This is a genomic window from Microbacterium paludicola (assembly GCF_015235415.1).
Lineage (GTDB): Bacteria > Actinomycetota > Actinomycetes > Actinomycetales > Microbacteriaceae > Microbacterium > Microbacterium paludicola.
Map to the genome: position 1 here is coordinate 1 of NZ_JADGLL010000001.1, position 16,572 is coordinate 16,572.

Genomic DNA, 16,572 nt, shown 5'->3' on the forward strand with positions numbered 1-16,572 from the left:
ACCAGACAGGTCGTCGTGTTCGACGGAAGGTCCACGACTAAGGGTCGCGGACCATGACGAACCCCGTTTCACCGCGTAATCACGCGGCAGGATCAGTCATCCATCCACTCGTTTTGGCCTATAACCCGCGCCGGCGGGTGAGCGGCGGCACCCGCCGCCGCTCACCCGCTCACTTGCCGGTGATGCGCTGACGCACCTCGCGACGCAGGACCTTGCCGATCAGCGACCGCGGAAGGTCGTCCATGACGACGATCCGGCGCGGCACCTTGTAGTCGGCGAGGTGAGCGCGGCAGAAGTCGCGCAGCCCGTCGAGGTCGACCTCGGCCCCCTCCCGCAGCACCACGGCGGCCGCCACCGCCTCGCCGCCCTCGCCACGCGGCACGGCGACGACGGCGGCCGCGCTGACGTCCGGGTGCGACTCGAGCGTCTGCTCGACCTCGGTGGGAGAGACGTTGAAGCCGCCCGTGATGATCAGCTCCTTGAGCCTGTCGACGATCGTGACGAAGCCGTCCGGCGACACGGTCGCGATGTCTCCCGTCCGCAGCCATCCGTCGGCGAGCAGCACCTCCTGCGTCTCCTCGGGGCGCTGCCAGTAGCCGCCGAAGACCTGCGGACCCCGCACAAGCAGTTCGCCGGGCTCGCCCGCGGGGAGATCCCTGGCGGAGTCCTCCGGGTCGACGATCCGGATGCCCGTGCTCGGGAACGGCACGCCCACCGTCCCGGGGCGGCGGGTCGGGCCCATCGGATTGCCGAGGGCGACGGGCGAGGTCTCGGTCATCCCGTAGCCCTCGACGAGCAGACCGCCCGACGCATCCTCCCAGCGTTTCACGGTGGACACCGGCAGGCTCATGGCGCCCGAGATCGCGAAGCGCACGCTCGACAGGTCGAGCCGCCCCTGCGTCGCTGCGCGCGAGAGCTGGTCGTAGATCGGCGGCACGGCCGGGAGGAACGTCGGCGGGCTCTTGCGCGCGGCATCCGCGACGAGCCCGACGTCGAACGCCGGGAACAGCACGAGCTTCGCGCCGATGCTCATGGCGAACGTGAGGCAGAGCGTCATGCCGTACGCGTGGAACAGAGGCAGGACGGCGTAGAACGTCTCGGCGCCCTTCCGCAGGCCCGGCACCCAGGCCTCGCCCTGCATCGCGTTGGCGCGGAGGTTGCGATGGGTGAGCATCGCCCCCTTCGGCGTGCCGGTCGTGCCGCTCGTGTACTGCAGCAGCGCGACGTCATCGAGCCCCGGCCCCGGAACGGAGCGGCGAAGGCGGCGGCCGCCGGTGAGGGTCTTCCAGGTCAGGACGCGTCGCGCCGACGGGCGCGCCGTCAGCTTGGCGCGCGCCTCGCGCGCCTTCGGCACGGGAAGCCGCAGGGCGAGTCGCTTCGCCAGCGGCATCCCCGCCGTGATGTCGACGCTGACGATCACCCGGGGGCGGACGTCCGCCGGGAAGTCGGACACGGTGTCGTGCACCTTGTCCCACACGATCGCGTGCTGTGCGCCGTGATCCTCGAACTGGTGGCGCAGCTCGCGCGCGGTGTAGATCGGGTTGTGCTCGACGACGATCGCCCCGAGACGCAGCACGGCGTAGTAGGCGACGACGTGCTGCGGGCAGTTCGGCAGCACGATCGCCACCCGGTCGCCCTTGCCGACGCCGCGGCGGCGCAGTCCCTCGGCCGCGAGCTCGATCTCGTGCCAGAGGTCGCGGTAGGTCACCGACGCCCCGAAGAACTCGAGCGCCGTCTTGCGCCTGTGGGTCTTCACGCTCTGCATGAGCATGCCGGGCAGGGTCTGCGTGACCTCGCCGATCTCGGCGGGCACATCCGGCGGATACGCGGCAAGCCACGGCTTCGATGCGTACGGGTGGGAAGAAGTCACCGGTCCTCCTCAGGGGCGCGCAGGGTCCGACAATGCTACGTGGGCCGGATGCGGTGCTCCCTGGGCCTTGCGCTCGTCAGCCGGTGGTGTGAGACTCCCGGCGCCGGCGGATGAGACGGAGCACGAGCCAGACGACAAGCCAGGCGACGGCGATCACGCCGAGCCAGGGGAGCGCGAAGCCGAGGGCGACGACGAGGCCGTTGATCACGGCGAGCAGGCCGTTCCAGCCGGTCTCCAGCCCATCGCCGAATCCCGCGGGATCCGGTTCGACCGGGGGCGCCTCCGCGAGCAGCGAGACCGACAGCGTCGACATCGCCACCTGGCCCTCGAGCGACTCGAGCTGCGACTCGAGCGACTCGAGCTCGGCCTGTCGCTCCGACAGCGTCGTCTCGACCTCGACGAGGTCGCCGACGCTGCCCGACTGCGCGAGCAGCTCGGTGAGCCGGTCGACCGAGGCCCGCGCGGCGTCGATCCTCGCCCGCAGGTCGACCGCCTGCGAGGTGACATCCTGCGTCTGCACGCGGGAGCTCGCCACCTCGCCGATCTCGTCGAGGGAGTCCATGAGCGGATCGAGCTCGTCGGCGGGCACGCGGACGGAGATGTAGCCGCCGTCGTCGGGCACCCAGACGGTGGAGTCACCCGTCTCGCCGGTGTAGGAGCGGTCGGCGCCGATCGACAGCTGCTCGACCCACCCGTCGTGCTCCGAGGTCAGCTGCGTGATCGCCTCGGCCGCAGCCGCGGCGTCGTCGACGACGATGCTCGCCGATCCGGTGCGGATGATCTCGCGGTCGGCTGCCTGCGCCACGGTGTCGCGCGTCGATGCCGAGAGCGGCCCCACCGCTTCCGCGCCGCCGCCGTCTGCCGCGCTCTGCTCCTCGGGAGCGGCGGGAGCCACCTCCGCGGAGTCCGCGGAGGTGGCTCCGCTTCCGCCCTGGCCGAGCTGCAGCACGACGGGCGTCGCGACGGCGCCCACGACGACGAACGTCGCCGCGATCCCGACGGCCTGCCACACGCGCCGGCGCCGTCGAGAGCGGGAGGTGTGCGTGACCCGCTCCTCGTCGATGGCCTCGAACACCCGCGCCTCCATCCGCGCGAGCGTCTCGTCGGACACCTCGGGAAGACCGGCGTGGTCCGTCGTCCTCTGCGTGTTCATGACGCCTCCTCTCGCACTGCCGTCCGCAGCCGTGTGCGGATGCGGGAGAGACGATTGCGGACGACGCCGTGCGCGACGCCGAGCTCGTCGGCGGCGGCCTGATAGGCGTATCCCTCGCCGACGCACAGCCGGAAGATGCGCTGGTCGAGCGGGCTCAGCCCCTCGACGGCCTGCAGGATGCGCTCCGCGAGGTCGGCGTCGATCACCTGCTGCTCAACGTCTACCGTGTCGGCGGAGCGCTCGTCCAGCTGGTCGGCCTCCGCCCGGCGCAGCGCGCGCAGGCGGTTCGCCGCCTGGAACCGGCAGATGGTCGCCAGCCACGGCAGGAGCGAGTCGCCGGCGAGCTCGAAGCCCGACAGCTTCCGCCACGCCACGACGAACGTCTCCTGCGTGACGTCCTCGGCATCCGCCGCCGAATGCACGAGGCCGTGCGCGATCCAGTACACGGGTCGCGCGTGCCGGCGGTACAGCTGCCGGAACGCGTGCTCGCTCCCGTCGGCTGCGCGCGCGACGAGTTCGGCGTCGCTCGTGCCGGGAATGTCCATGGCGTCCGATCCTCCAGACCCGGGTGGGCCGTCGTCTCTCACCCTGTCAGTGTCCGGCGACGCCGGATCGTCTCGGTTCGCTAACGAGTCGTTCGCCGTCTTCCGTGCTCGCGCGGGAAGGGATCGGGCCTCCCGGCCGTTATCCTGGGGGAGCGAGAGGGAGTATCCCGTCAGCGCGCGCTCGTCATCACGGACTTCGACGGTGGAGTCCCGGGCCGCACCGCCATCCACGCGGGGGAGAGACTCTCGACAATCGTCGCGCCTCGATCGAGGCCGTACCGGAAAGGCCCTGAATGGACCTCGCTCTGCCCATCTGGTTCGAGGTGGGATCGCTCGTCGTGCTGACGGCCATCCTGCTCGCGGACCTGCTGCTCATCCTGAAGCGTCCGCACATCCCCTCCACCAGGGAGTCGACCCTGTGGGTCGTCTTCTACGTGGTGCTCGCGCTGATCTTCGCGGTGCTGATGTGGATCTTCGCCGGCGCGACGCCGGCCCAGGAGTTCCTGCTCGGCTGGATGACCGAGTACAGCCTGTCGATCGACAACCTGTTCGTCTTCGTGCTGATCATGGCCCAGTTCTCCGTGCCGCGGAAGCTGCAGCAGGAGGTGCTGATGGTCGGCATCATCATCGCGCTCGTGCTGCGCGGTGCATTCATCCTGCTGGGTGCGACGCTGATCGAGAACTTCTCGGCGATCTTCTACCTCTTCGGCGCGTTCCTCATCTACACCGCCATCCGCCAGGCGATGCCGGAGAAGCTCGAGGACGACGAGAAGGAGGAGACCGCGATCGTGCGGTTCCTGCGTCGCTTCATCGACATCAGCGACGAGTACGACGGCAACAAGATCCGCACGGTCGTGAACGGCAAGCGCTTCTTCACCCCGCTGCTGCTGGTGTTCGTCGCGATCGGCGTGACCGACCTGATGTTCGCGATCGACTCGATCCCGGCGATCTACGGCCTCACCCAGAGCCCGTTCATCGTGTTCACCGCGAACATCTTCGCCCTGATGGGTCTGCGCCAGCTCTACTTCCTGCTGGGCGACCTGCTCGAGCGCCTGAAGTACCTCCACTACGGCGTGGCGTTCATCCTGTTCTTCATCGGCGTGAAGCTGTTCTTCCACGCGATGCACGAGAACGAGCTGCCGTTCATCAACGGCGGTCAGCACATCGAGTGGGCGCCCGAGATCAACAACTGGGTCTCGCTCGGCGTCATCGTCGTGTCGATGACGGTCGCCACCATCGCGAGCCTCATCTCCTCGTCGCGCGAGAAGAAGCGCGAGACGATCGAGAGCTGATCGCCCGATCTGCGCAATCTGACAGGCGGCGCGGAGTTCTGCTGAGAGGCAGGATCTCCGCGCCGCCTCTGTCTGTGCACTCTGTGCGGGGAACGCCCGCTTCGCGTGCAGGATGCTACGCTTGCCCCATGCGGTTCGCCGGAGTCCTTCTCCTTCTGCGCCGCGACGGGATCCCGCTCTAGGCCTCTCCCCGTCGCGGAGTCCGTCGCGCAGGCCGACATCGCGAACCCCCGGAGAAGAACAATGAGCGACATCACGATCCCCGACCGCCCCCGCACCCTGGCCGAGAAGGTCTGGGAAGACCACCTCGTGGTCAAGGGCGAAGACGGTCAGCCCGACCTGATCTACATCGACCTGCACCTCGTGCACGAGGTCACCAGCCCGCAGGCGTTCGACGGCCTGCGCGCCGAGGGACGTCCCGTGCGCCGCCTCGACCTGACGATCGCGACCGAGGATCACAACACCCCCACGATCGACATCGACAAGCCGATCGCCGACCTGACCAGCCGCACCCAGATCGAGGCGCTGCGCCGCAACGCCGCCGAGTTCGGCGTTCGCCTTCACTCGCTGGGCGACAAGGAGCAGGGGATCGTCCACGTCGTCGGCCCGCAGCTCGGCCTCACGATGCCGGGCATCACGGTCGTCTGCGGCGACAGCCACACCTCGACGCACGGCGCGTTCGGCGCCATGGCGTTCGGCATCGGCACGAGCGAGGTCGAGCATGTCATGGCCACGCAGACGCTGCCGCTGAAGCCCTTCAAGACGATGGCGATCACGGTCGAGGGCCAGCTGAAGCCCGGCGTCACCGCGAAGGACATCATCCTGGCCGTCATCGCCAAGATCGGCACCGGCGGCGGACAGGGCTACGTCCTCGAGTACCGCGGCAGCGCCATCCGGTCGCTCTCCATGGAGGGCAGGATGACGATCTGCAACATGTCGATCGAGGCCGGCGCCCGCGCCGGCATGGTCGCGCCCGACGAGACGACGTTCGCGTACCTCGAGGGCCGCCCGCACGCGCCGAAGGGCGCGGACTGGGACGAGGCCGTCGCGTACTGGCGGACGCTTCCCACCGACGAGGGTGCGGTGTTCGACGCCGAGGTGTTCATCGACGCGAACGAGCTCGAGCCGTTCGTGACGTGGGGCACCAACCCGGGTCAGGGTGTGTCGCTGAGCGACGCGGTGCCGACCCCCGCCGAGATCACCGACCCCAACGAGCGCGCCGCGGCCGAGCGGGCGCTGGAGTACATGGATCTGACCCCCGGGACTCCGATGAAGGAGATCCCCGTCGACGCCGTGTTCATGGGGTCGTGCACGAACAGCCGCATCGAGGATCTGCGCGCGTTCGCGTCGATCATCAAGGGCCGCAAGAAGGCCGAGGGCGTGCGCGTTATGGTCGTGCCGGGATCCGCGCGCGTGCGGCTCGAGGCAGAGGCCGAGGGCATCGACAAGATCGTGAAGGACTTCGGCGCCGAGTGGCGCTTCGCGGGGTGCTCGATGTGCCTGGGCATGAACCCCGATCAGCTCGCGCCAGGGGAGCGCTGCGCGTCCACCAGCAACCGCAACTTCGAGGGCCGTCAGGGCAAGGGCGGTCGCACCCACCTGGTGTCGCCGCTCGTCGCGGCGGCGACGGCCATCCGTGGCACGCTCGCGAGCCCCGCGGATCTGGATGCGGCGGACGCCGCGTTCGCGACGACCGGAGCGGAGGCCTGACATGGAGAAGTTCACGACGCACACCGGTGTGGCAGCGCCCCTCAAGCGCTCCAACGTCGACACCGACCAGATCATCCCCGCCGTCTTCCTGAAGCGCGTCACCAAGACCGGCTTCGAGGACGCGCTGTTCCACGGCTGGCGCCAGGACCCCGACTTCGTGCTGAACCAGGAGCCGTTCCGCGGCGCCTCCGTCCTCGTGGCGGGGCCCGACTTCGGCACCGGATCGAGCAGGGAGCACGCCGTGTGGGCGCTGCGCGACTACGGCTTCAAGGTGGTGCTGAGCCCCCGCTTCGCGGACATCTTCCGCGGCAACTCGGGCAAGCAGGGCCTCGTCACCGGCGTGATCTCGGAGGACGACGTCGAGCGCTTCTGGGCCGCGATCGACGCGCAGCCCGGCGTGGAGATGACGGTCGATCTGATCGCTCGAACAGCCACTCTTGGCGACTTCACGGCCGCGTTCGACATCGACGATTACACTAGGTGGCGGCTCCTCGAAGGGCTCGATGACATCGGGCTCACGCTGCGCAACGAAGACAAGATCGCGCAGTTCGAGGCCCGCCGCGAGGCGTGGCGGCCACGGACCACCCCGGTTCCGTGAGCCCTTCCGGGGCCTCTTGAGGCCCCGGACTCGCCTCACATCACCGAGCGGCCCACAGCTGCGAGATCCCTAGCGAGGCACCACCACATGACTCTGATCGGCGACGCCAAGACCCCCGGCACCCCGGCCTACGCATCCGGTGAAGTCCTCGAGATCCGCGGCGGCCGCTCGCTGAAGGGTCAGGTCGACGTCCGCGGCGCGAAGAACCTCGCGACGAAGGCGATGGTCGCCTCCCTCCTCGGCGAGACCCCGAGCATCCTGCGCGACGTCCCGGACATCCGCGACGTCGAGGTGGTGCGCTCGCTGCTCGAGGTGCACGGTGTGCACGTGACCGAGGGCGACGAGCCGGGTGCGCTCGTGCTCGACCCCGCCGACGCGAAGTCGGCGAACTTCGAGGAGATCGACGCCCACGCCGGCTCGTCGCGCATCCCGATCCTGTTCTGCGGTCCGCTGCTTCACCTGCTCGGCCAGGCGTTCATCCCGGACCTCGGCGGCTGCCGCATCGGCGACCGCCCGATCGACTTCCACCTCGATGCGCTTCGCAAGTTCGGCGCGATCGTCGACAAGCAGCCGAGCGGCATCCGGCTCTCCGCCCCCGAGGGGCTTCACGGCGCGCACATCGAGCTTCCGTACCCGAGCGTCGGCGCGACGGAGCAGGTGCTGCTCACGGCGGTGCGGGCGAAGGGCGTCACCGAGCTGCGCAACGCGGCGATCGAGCCCGAGATCATGGACCTCATCGGCGTGCTGCAGAAGATGGGCGCCATCATCTCGTACGAGCCGAACCGCGTGATCTTCATCGAGGGCGTGGACGAGCTGCGCGGCTACGACCACCGCTCGCTCTTCGACCGCAACGAGGCGGCCTCGTGGGCCTGCGCCGCCCTGGCCACCGACGGCGACATCTTCGTCAAGGGCGCCCGCCAGTACGAGATGCTGACGTTCCTCAACGTGTACCGCAAGGTCGGCGGCGACTTCGACATCACCGACGAGGGAATCCGCTTCCGCCGCGGCAAGGCGCCGCTGAAGGCGATCACTGTCGAGACCGACGTGCACCCCGGGTTCATGACCGACTGGCAGCAGCCGCTGATCGTCGCGCTGACCCAGGCGAACGGCCAGTCGGTCGTGCACGAGACCGTCTACGAGAACCGCCTCGGCTTCACCCGCGCGCTCGTGCAGATGGGCGCCGACATCGTCGTGCACGAGGACGGCCTCGAGGGCGAGTACCGCCGCGTTCCGCGTCGGGCCCTCGAGCAGGCCGCGGTCATCAACGGCCCCACTCCGCTGCACGGCGCCGACATCGTGGTGCCCGACCTTCGCGGTGGCTTCAGCTACGTCGTCGCGGCCCTCGCGGCCGAGGGCACGTCGCGCGTCTCCGGCGTCGGGATCATCCGCCGCGGGTACGAGAAGTTCTTCGAGAAGCTGACGGCCCTCGGGGCCGACTTCGACGTCGTCGGCTGAGCGAAGCGAGTCGACGTGAGCTCTTCCGAGAAGAGTCGGCCCAGCGCGTTCTGGCCGCTCGCCGCGATCGTGGTCCCGCTCGCGGGTCTGATGGCGAAGGTGCGCATCACCGACGGGCACAAGCTTCCCCGCGAGGGCGCGTACATCCTGTCGCCGAACCACGTCAGCGAGCTCGACCCGGTGCTCGTCGCCGTCGCCGTGTGGCGCCTCGGCCGCGCGCCGCGCTTCATGGCGAAGGACAGCCTGTTCCGCGTGCCGGTGCTGGGCGCCGCGCTGCGCGCGACCGGCATGATCCCCGTGGCGCGGACGTCGTCGCGCGACTCGGCGGCGCAGACCATGCGGCAGGCGTCGGAGCTCGTCGCCGACGGACGCGGCGTCATCGTGTACCCCGAGGGGACGCTCACCCGCGACCCGGACCTGTGGCCGATGCGGGGCAAGTCGGGCGCCGCCCGCCTCGCCCTCGCCGGCGACCTGCCGCTCATCCCCGTCGCCCACTGGGGCGTGCAGAACATCATGGGCCGCTACCAGCGCGGCCTGAGCCTCTGGCCGCCGCGCAAGCTCGTCCGCGTGGCGATCGGCGACCCCGTCGACCTGTCGGACCTGAAGAGCCGGCCGACCGACCCCGCGGCGATCTCCGAGGCCACGGAGCGCCTCATGCAGGCGATCACCGCGCTGCTCGAGGGGATCCGCGACGAGAAGGCGCCGCCGAAGCGATGGGATCCGTCGTCGCACGGCCAGGCAGAGACGGGACGCCTGTGAGCCGCCCGGCCGCCGGTCGCCGCCACGACGGACCGAAGGTCGTCGTCATCGGCTCGGGCAGCTGGGGCACCACGTTCGGCAAGGTGCTCGCCGACGGGGGAGCGCAGGTCACGATGTGGGCCCGCCGCCCCGAGCAGGCCCACGAGATCGACGAGGCGAAGCGCAACTCGAAGTACCTTCCCGGCATCAACCTGCCGCGCTCGATGCACGCGACGCACGATCTCGCGCGGGCCATCGACGGCGCCGAGCAGGTGTACCTGTCGGTGCCGAGCCAGTCGGCGCGCGAGACCCTGCGCGCGATGCGGCCGTACCTCGCGAACGAGGCGGTGCCCGTCGTCAGCCTGATGAAGGGCGTCGAGAAGAAGACGAACCTGCGGATGAGCCAGGTCATCGAGCAGGAGCTCCGCTGCGACCCCGCCCGGATCGCGGTGGCCAGCGGACCCAATCTCGCGCTCGAGATCGCCAAGGAGCAGCCGACCGCCGCCGTCATCGCATCGAGCAGCCAGGACACCGCCGACGCGGTCGCCCGGCGCTCGCGCAACGAGTACTTCCGCAGCTTCGTGAACACCGACGTCACGGGCACCGAGTTCGGCGGCGTGCTCAAGAACCTCATCGCCGTCGCGATCGGCATCGTCGACGGCGTCGGCTACGGCGAGAACACGAAGGCGTCGATCATCACGCGCGGCCTCGTCGAGATGACCGACTTCGCCGTCGCCTACGGCGCGCAGCCGGGAACGCTCCAGGGCCTCGCGGGCCTCGGCGACCTGATCGCGACATGCCAGTCGCCGCTCAGCCGCAACAACACGGCGGGGCGCCTGCTCGGCCAGGGGTACAAGTACCAAGAGGTCATCGCGCAGATGAACCAGACGGCGGAGGGTCTCGCATCCGTCGGCCCCATCCTGGCCCTCGCGAAGGACGCCGGCGTCGAGATGCCGATCGTCCAGCAGGTGAAGATGGTGCTGGACGGCCGGATGCGCCCGCGCGAGATCGCGCCCCACCTCACGACAGACGACGACACGCCGCAGGGCGAAGGGACGCAGAATGGCCAGGACGACCGTGGCGGTGCTCTTCGGAGGACGCTCGAGCGAGCACTCGATCTCCTCCGCGACGGCGGGCGGGGTTCTCGGAGCGATCGACCGTGACCGCTTCCGCGTGATCCCCGTCGGGATCACGCGCGACGGCGTGTTCGTGCTCGAGCAGGACGACCCGCAGCGCTTCGCGCTCGACGCGGCCAAGCTGCCCGAGGTCGTCGACAACGGCACCCGCATCGTGTGGCCCACGGGCGGACGTGCGCTGCGCGCTCAGCACGAGGACGGATCCGTCGAGGACCTCGGCGAGGTCGACGTGGTGCTGCCCATCCTGCACGGTCTTCACGGCGAGGACGGCACCATCCAGGGCTTCCTCGACATCCTGGAGCTGCCGTACGCCGGCGGCGGGGTGCTCGACTCGGCCGTCTGCATGGACAAGCACTTCATGAAGATCGCGCTGCAGGCAGAGGGCCTGCCCGTCGCCCCGTGGGTGACCGTGCGCGCCGCGCGCTGGGCCTCGGAGCCCGACGCCGTGCGCGACGACGTCGCGGCCCTGGGATACCCGGTCTTCGTGAAGCCGGCGCGCGCCGGCTCGAGCGTCGGCGTCTCCAAGGCGCACGACGCCACCGAGCTCGACGAGGCGATGCGCGTGGCGCTGGCCGAGGACGACAAGGTGCTCGTCGAGGTCGGCATCGTCGGCCGCGAGATCGAGGTCGCGATCCTCGAGGGACGGGACGGCGGACGCCCGCGCGCCTCGCTCCCTGGCGAGATCGTGCTGACCACCCGCGAGTTCTACGACTTCGAGGGGAAGTACCTCGGCGGCGACGGCGCCGAGGTCGTCTGCCCCGCGTCGCTCACCGACGACGAGACCGAGCGCATCCGCGAGGTCGGTCGCCGCGCGTTCGAGGCCGTCGACGGCCGGGGTCTTGCCCGCGTGGACGTGTTCCTCACGGCCGACGGCGAGGTCGTGATCAACGAGCTCAACACGATGCCCGGCTTCACGCCGATCTCGATGTACCCCAAGTGCTGGATCGCGTCGGGGATGACCTACGCCGAGCTGATCACCGAGCTCATCGAGCTGGGGCTGGCCCGCGCGGCCTGATCCGGTGGCCGGTGGCGCCTTCGCGCCCGTGAACAGGCTCGCTGTGACGCGAGTGAAGGCCTGCGGCGCGTGAGCCTACGGCCGGGCGGCTCAGCCTGTGCGGGGTCGGTCAGCCGGCGTCGGGAACGGGCGTGGCGTCTTCGAGTCCGACGCAGGATGCGTCGACGGGGATGGACGAGACGATCCGACTGATCGGGGTGAGCACGTCGGAGGGGCTGATCACCTCGGTGTTCACGTACACCTGCGTCGCCGGCGTGCGGCCGTAGGTCGTGATGCGCTGCATCGGCAGCTCCGAGGCGTCGACGATCCAGTCGACGCCCTCGAACGTCACGCACTGCAGCGTGGTCGGGCCGGGGGGAGTGACGCCGCAGCTCACGATGACCGCGGTCGGATCGCCCCAGGCACCCGTCGCCTGCGCATCCGTCCAGCGGCGGTCGAGGTCGCCGATCGCGTCGGGAAGGCGGACGCTCACCTCGGCACACAGCGGATCGTTGGCATCCTCCGCCGCGGGGACCGAGACGGTCGAGGCGCATCCGGCGAGGGCGAGGGGGAGGATCACCGCGGTCGCGGCGGCGAGTCGACGGATCACCCGTCCACCCTAGGTCGCCGATCCTGTGCGCCGGCTCCCCGCCCGTAGGCTGAGGGGATGCATCAGGCCCCCGCGGACCCCACGATCGGCGAGCTGAGCGAGGGCGAGATCCTCGCCCGCATCGCGGCCCGCACCGGACGGGCCGCTTCCGCGATCGTCGGGCCGGGGGACGACGCGGCGGTTGTGGCCGCGCTCAGCGGATCCGTCGTCGCCACCACCGACACCCTCGTGCACGGCCCGGACTTCCGCCTTGCGTGGTCGAGCGGGTACGACCTCGGCTGGAAGGCCGCCGCGGTGAACCTCGCCGACGTCGCCGCGATGGGGGCGCGCCCCACGGCGCTGCTTGTGGCCCTCGCCATGCCGAACGACACCCGGGTCTCGTTCGTCGAGGCCCTTGCGGACGGGCTCCGCGACGCGTGCGACGCCCTCGCGCCCGGGTGCGCCGTGGTCGGCGGCGACCTGACCGTGTCGGCCACGCTGACCGTGGCGGTGACGGCGCTCGGCGACCTCGAGGGGCGCCAGGCGGTGCTGCGCTCCGGCGCGCGAGAAGGCGACGTCGTGGCTGTCGCGGGGGAGCTCGGCGTCGCCGCGCGCGGGCTGTCGGTGCTCTTCGACCGGTTCCGCGACGCGTCGGGCTCGCCGGTCCCCGTGGACCCCGCGCGCCTGGGAGCCGGCGAGGCGGACATCCTGCGCGGACAGCTGCGCCCCTCGCCGCCGATCGGGCTCGGGCCGATGGCGGCAACGGCCGGCGCCCACGCGATGATGGACGTCTCCGACGGCCTCGGCCTCGACGCGCGGCGGATGGCCGACGCCTCGGACGTGACGATCGACCTGATGGCGGCGACCCTGGGGCCGGATGTCGTCTCGGCGATCGAGGGCGGGGAGGACCACGCGCTGCTCGCGACCTTCGCCGATGACGTGCTGCCGCCCGGCTTCCGGGCGATCGGCCGGGTCGTCGCGCGCGGCGAGGCGCCGCTGCTGGTCGACGGGCGCCCGTATGCGGGGCCCGGCGGCTGGGATCCCTATCGCGACTGGGACTCGGTCTCCGGCTGAGCCGGGGGAGCGCCCCACCACAGCGCGGTGTCGCCGTACGCCCGGTCGCGAAGCGGCTCGAGGCCCGCGGCGTTCCAGTTCGGAGGTCCGGAGCGCGACGAGCGCTCGACGATCACGAGGGCGTCGGGCGCGAGCGCGGGTGCGAGCGCCGCGAGGTTCTCGGTGAGCTCGTCGTCGCTGAGGTCGTAGGGCGGGTCCAGGAAGACGAGGTCGAACGGTCCCGCGGCGCCGCGAAGCCACGTGCCGACCGCGATGGCGTGGACCCGCACCGGAGCCGCGCCGGTGCCGATCGAGCGACGGACGGCGTCGGCGTTGCGCCGCGCGATCGCGGCCGCCTGCTTCGCGCGCTCGACGAGGTCGACCGAGGATGCGCCCCGGCTCGCGGCCTCGAGACCGAGCGCCCCCGATCCGGCATAGAGGTCGACGACGCGCGCGCCATCCAGGGCCCCGCTCGACTCCAGCGCACCGAACAGCGACTCGCGCACGCGGTCGCTCGTGGGACGCGTGCCGGAGGAGGGCACGTCCAGGCGCACGCCGCCGGCGGCCCCCGCGATGATCCTTGTCACCTCTTCACGTTATCGGCCCTTCTCGAACCCTTCGGCGCCGCGGGCGCCGGCTCGGCGACGGGCGTGTCGGCGCCCCGACCTAGACTCGACGCATGTCGCTCACCCTCGACACGCCGCTGCTCGTCGCGCTCGGCGACAAGGCCGCCAAGGCGCTGTCGCGCGCGTTCGGGATGGCGACGGTCGGCGATCTGCTCGCGCACTATCCGCGGCGGTATGCGGTGCGCGGCGAACTCACGCCGATCCGGGGTCTGCCGATCGGCGAGCTCGCCACCGTGATCGCCGAGGTCAAGTCGGTGTCGGCCCGCCCGATGCGCAACCGGGGCGGCAGGATGCTCGAGGTTGTCATCGGCGACGGCGACGGGCAGCTCACGCTGACGTTCTTCGGCCAGGCCTGGCGCGAGAAGGAGCTGCGGCCAGGCCGGCGTGGAGTGTTCTCGGGGAAGGTCAGCGCCTTCCGCGACAAGCTGCAGTTCTCGCACCCCGACTACCAGCTGTTCGACGACGAGCGCACGAGCGGCATCGCCGAGGCAGACGAGATGGTGCGCACCCCGATCCCGATCTATCCGGCGACGTCGACCGTGGCGACCTGGGCGATCCAGAAGTGGATCTGCGAAGTTCTCGACCGCCTGGGGGATGTGCCGGATCCTGTGCCGGACGAGCTCCGCTTCCGCGAGTCGCTGCTCACCGCGCGCGAGGCGCTGGAGTGGGTGCACCGGCCGCAGACGCGGCCGCAGATCGACGCCGCGCGCGGGACGCTGCGGATGCACGAGGCACTCGTGCTGCAGACGGCGCTGGCGCAGCAGCGGCAGTTCGTGCGGATGATGTCGGCGACGAAGCGCCCCACCCGCGACGGCGGCCTGCTCGCGCGCTTCGACGCGGCGCTGCCCTTCGAGCGCACGCCCGACCAGGAGACCGTCGGCCGGCAGATCGCCGCGGATCTGACCGCCGAGTGGCCGATGAACCGACTGGTGCAGGGTGAGGTCGGGTCGGGCAAGACGCTCGTCGCGCTGCGGGCGATGCTGCAGGTCGCCGAGTCGGGCGGGCAGTCGGCCCTCATCGCCCCGACGGAGGTGCTCGCAGGGCAGCACCTGCGCTCGATCGCGCGGATGCTCGGACCCGACCTCGCGCCCGATCTGATGCCGACGCTCCTCACCGGTCAGATGCCGGCCGCCGAGCGGCGGAAGGCCGCCCTCCGCGTGGCGTCCGGCCAGGCGCTGATCGTCGTGGGCACCCACGCCCTGCTGAGCGAGAGCACAACGTTCGCCGACCTCGGCCTCGTCGTCGTCGACGAGCAGCACCGCTTCGGCGTCGAGCAGCGCGAGACCCTGCGCGCGAAGGGGTCGAGCCCTCACGCGCTCGTCCTGACCGCGACGCCCATCCCGCGCACGGTCGCGATGACGGTGTTCGGCGATCTCGACGTGTCGACCATCCGCACGATGCCGGCGGGTCGCGCGGGCATCCAGAGCTTCGTCGCGCCGATCGCCGAGAAGCCCGGCTGGTTCGGCCGGGTCTGGGATCGCGTCGCCGAGGAGGTCGAGAAGGGCCACCAGGTGTTCGTCGTGTGCTCGGCGATCGACGCCGAGAAGGCGACGGCCGCCCCCGGCGCCGACGATGGCACGGGCGGCATCGCCGCGCTCGTCGAGGGCGAGGCGGCGCGTCCCCATTGGGGAGTCGTCCAGGTCGCCGAGATGCTGCAGCGGCACCCCCGAGTGGGATCCCTGCGGATCGCGACGCTTCACGGCAAGCTGCCGTCGGATGAGAAGGACCGCATCATGCAGGACTTCGCCCGCGGGCAGATCGACGTGCTCGTCGCCACCACCGTGATCGAGGTCGGCGTCGACGTGCCGAACGCGTCGACGATGGTGATCCTCGACGCCGATCGCTTCGGCGTCTCGCAGCTGCACCAGCTGCGTGGCCGGGTGGGACGCGGTGGCGTCCCCGGTCTCTGCCTCCTGGTGACCGAGGCGCAGCCGGGCACGATGGCGCGCGAGCGGGTGGAGGCCGTCGCCTCGACGCTCGACGGCTTCGAGCTGGCGGAGATCGACCTCGAGCTGCGCGGCGAGGGAGATGTCCTCGGCGACGCCCAGTCGGGCGTGCGCTCGTCGCTGCGCCTGCTGCGCGTGGTCAAGGACGCCGACCTCATCGCCCGCGCGCGCGGCGAGGCGGAGCGCATCCTGGTGCAGGATCCCACGCTCGATGCCCATCCGGATCTCGCGGAGGCGCTTGCCCGCCGCGTCACGCAGGAGGAACGGGCGGCGCTGTCCAAGTCGTAGCCGGGCCCGACACCGTGGCGGATAGGCTTCTGGACATGAGCAGCCGGATCGCCGTCGTCCCCGGATCCTTCGACCCGCCGACCCTCGGCCACCTCGACGTCATCCGGCGCGCGGCCCGGCTCTACGACGAACTGCACGTCGTCGTGGTGCACAACCCCGACAAGGCCGGCATGCTGCCGGCGGCCCAGCGCGTGGCGCTGCTCGAGCAGTCGATCCGCGAGGACGGCATGCCGGGCAACGTGATCGTCGGATCCTGGAGCGTGGGGCTGCTCGTCGACTACGCGCAGGAGGTCGGCGCCGGCGTGCTGGTCAAGGGCATCCGCTCGCAGGTGGATGTCGCCTACGAGACGCCGATGGCGGTCGTGAACCGGCACCTCGCGGACATCGAGACGGTGTTCCTGCTGCCGGAGCCCTCGCACGCTCTGGTGTCCAGCTCGCTCGTGCGCCAGGTCGCGGGTCTCGGCGGCGATGTGTCGCCGTACGTCCCGCCGGCCGTCGCGCGCTTCCTCGCCAAGGCCGGGGCGAAGGACTTCTGACCCGGGTGCCCGGCGCCGTCCCAGGACGACGCGAGTAGCATCG

General features: G+C 70.9%; 15 protein-coding genes. 10 read left to right on the forward strand and 5 right to left on the reverse strand.

The annotated features are described in order from the left end of the window. Nucleotides 1–169: 169 nt before the first annotated feature. From IR155_RS00005 to IR155_RS00015, 3 genes are all read right to left on the reverse strand, one after another. Nucleotides 170–1,870, reverse strand: a complete 1,701-nt coding sequence (locus IR155_RS00005) for a long-chain-fatty-acid--CoA ligase (protein ID WP_135111928.1) — start codon at nucleotides 1,868–1,870, stop codon at nucleotides 170–172. A gap of 76 nt (nucleotides 1,871–1,946) precedes the next feature. Next, complete coding sequence (locus IR155_RS00010; RefSeq protein WP_135111929.1) at nucleotides 1,947–3,023, reverse strand: DUF4349 domain-containing protein; 1,077 nt, start codon at nucleotides 3,021–3,023, stop codon at nucleotides 1,947–1,949. After that, a complete protein-coding gene (locus IR155_RS00015; protein WP_135111930.1) occupies nucleotides 3,020–3,568 on the reverse strand; it encodes an RNA polymerase sigma factor in 549 nt (182 codons plus the stop codon). The genes IR155_RS00010 and IR155_RS00015 overlap by 4 nt, the downstream gene beginning before the upstream one ends. 293 nt (nucleotides 3,569–3,861) lie before the next feature. On the opposite strand from IR155_RS00015, the gene IR155_RS00020 reads away from it, so the two are divergent. The 7 genes from IR155_RS00020 (at nucleotide 3,862) to IR155_RS00050 (ending at nucleotide 11,512) form a co-directional block, all read left to right on the forward strand. Beyond that, entirely contained in the window at nucleotides 3,862–4,860 is a 999-nt protein-coding gene (locus IR155_RS00020; RefSeq protein WP_135111931.1) for a TerC/Alx family metal homeostasis membrane protein, read from the forward strand. A gap of 243 nt (nucleotides 4,861–5,103) precedes the next feature. Continuing rightward, nucleotides 5,104–6,570, forward strand: a complete 1,467-nt coding sequence (gene leuC / locus IR155_RS00025) for a 3-isopropylmalate dehydratase large subunit (RefSeq protein ID WP_135111932.1) — start codon at nucleotides 5,104–5,106, stop codon at nucleotides 6,568–6,570. Nucleotide 6,571: 1 nt separating this feature from the next. Then, on the forward strand, nucleotides 6,572–7,168 hold the full coding sequence (leuD, locus tag IR155_RS00030) for a 3-isopropylmalate dehydratase small subunit (RefSeq protein ID WP_135111933.1): 597 nt from the start codon (nucleotides 6,572–6,574) through the stop codon (nucleotides 7,166–7,168). Nucleotides 7,169–7,255: 87 nt separating this feature from the next. Continuing rightward, a complete protein-coding gene (murA, locus tag IR155_RS00035; protein WP_135111934.1) occupies nucleotides 7,256–8,623 on the forward strand; it encodes a UDP-N-acetylglucosamine 1-carboxyvinyltransferase in 1,368 nt (455 codons plus the stop codon). 15 nt (nucleotides 8,624–8,638) lie between these two features. After that, entirely contained in the window at nucleotides 8,639–9,382 is a 744-nt protein-coding gene (locus IR155_RS00040; RefSeq protein ID WP_233441040.1) for a lysophospholipid acyltransferase family protein, read from the forward strand. After that, a complete protein-coding gene (locus tag IR155_RS00045; RefSeq protein ID WP_135111935.1) occupies nucleotides 9,337–10,524 on the forward strand; it encodes an NAD(P)H-dependent glycerol-3-phosphate dehydrogenase in 1,188 nt (395 codons plus the stop codon). Before IR155_RS00040 ends, IR155_RS00045 begins: the two co-directional genes overlap by 46 nt. Then, entirely contained in the window at nucleotides 10,424–11,512 is a 1,089-nt protein-coding gene (locus IR155_RS00050) for a D-alanine--D-alanine ligase family protein (protein WP_135111936.1), read from the forward strand. Before IR155_RS00045 ends, IR155_RS00050 begins: the two co-directional genes overlap by 101 nt. Before the next feature lie 109 nt (nucleotides 11,513–11,621). On the opposite strand, the gene IR155_RS00055 is transcribed toward IR155_RS00050, so the two are convergent. Next, the gene (locus IR155_RS00055; RefSeq protein ID WP_135111937.1) at nucleotides 11,622–12,101 is read right to left on the reverse strand and encodes a DUF3515 family protein; all 480 of its coding nucleotides are present in this window, start codon (nucleotides 12,099–12,101) and stop codon (nucleotides 11,622–11,624) included. 57 nt (nucleotides 12,102–12,158) lie between these two features. On the opposite strand from IR155_RS00055, the gene thiL reads away from it, so the two are divergent. Then, nucleotides 12,159–13,154, forward strand: coding sequence for a thiamine-phosphate kinase (gene thiL / locus IR155_RS00060; protein WP_135111938.1), 996 nt, complete (start codon nucleotides 12,159–12,161; stop codon nucleotides 13,152–13,154). On the opposite strand, the gene rsmD is transcribed toward thiL, so the two are convergent. Next, nucleotides 13,124–13,720, reverse strand: a complete 597-nt coding sequence (rsmD, locus tag IR155_RS00065; protein WP_135111939.1) for a 16S rRNA (guanine(966)-N(2))-methyltransferase RsmD — start codon at nucleotides 13,718–13,720, stop codon at nucleotides 13,124–13,126. The two genes, thiL and rsmD, sit on opposite strands and share 31 nt — an antisense overlap. Nucleotides 13,721–13,812: 92 nt before the next feature. On the opposite strand from rsmD, the gene IR155_RS00070 reads away from it, so the two are divergent. Beyond that, nucleotides 13,813–15,993, forward strand: a complete 2,181-nt coding sequence (locus IR155_RS00070) for an ATP-dependent DNA helicase RecG (RefSeq protein ID WP_135111940.1) — start codon at nucleotides 13,813–13,815, stop codon at nucleotides 15,991–15,993. 35 nt (nucleotides 15,994–16,028) lie between these two features. Beyond that, nucleotides 16,029–16,529 carry a pantetheine-phosphate adenylyltransferase gene (gene coaD / locus IR155_RS00075; RefSeq protein ID WP_135111941.1) on the forward strand — a complete coding sequence of 167 codons (501 nt, stop codon included), beginning with the start codon at nucleotides 16,029–16,031 and terminating at the stop codon, nucleotides 16,527–16,529. Nucleotides 16,530–16,572: the final 43 nt, after the last annotated feature.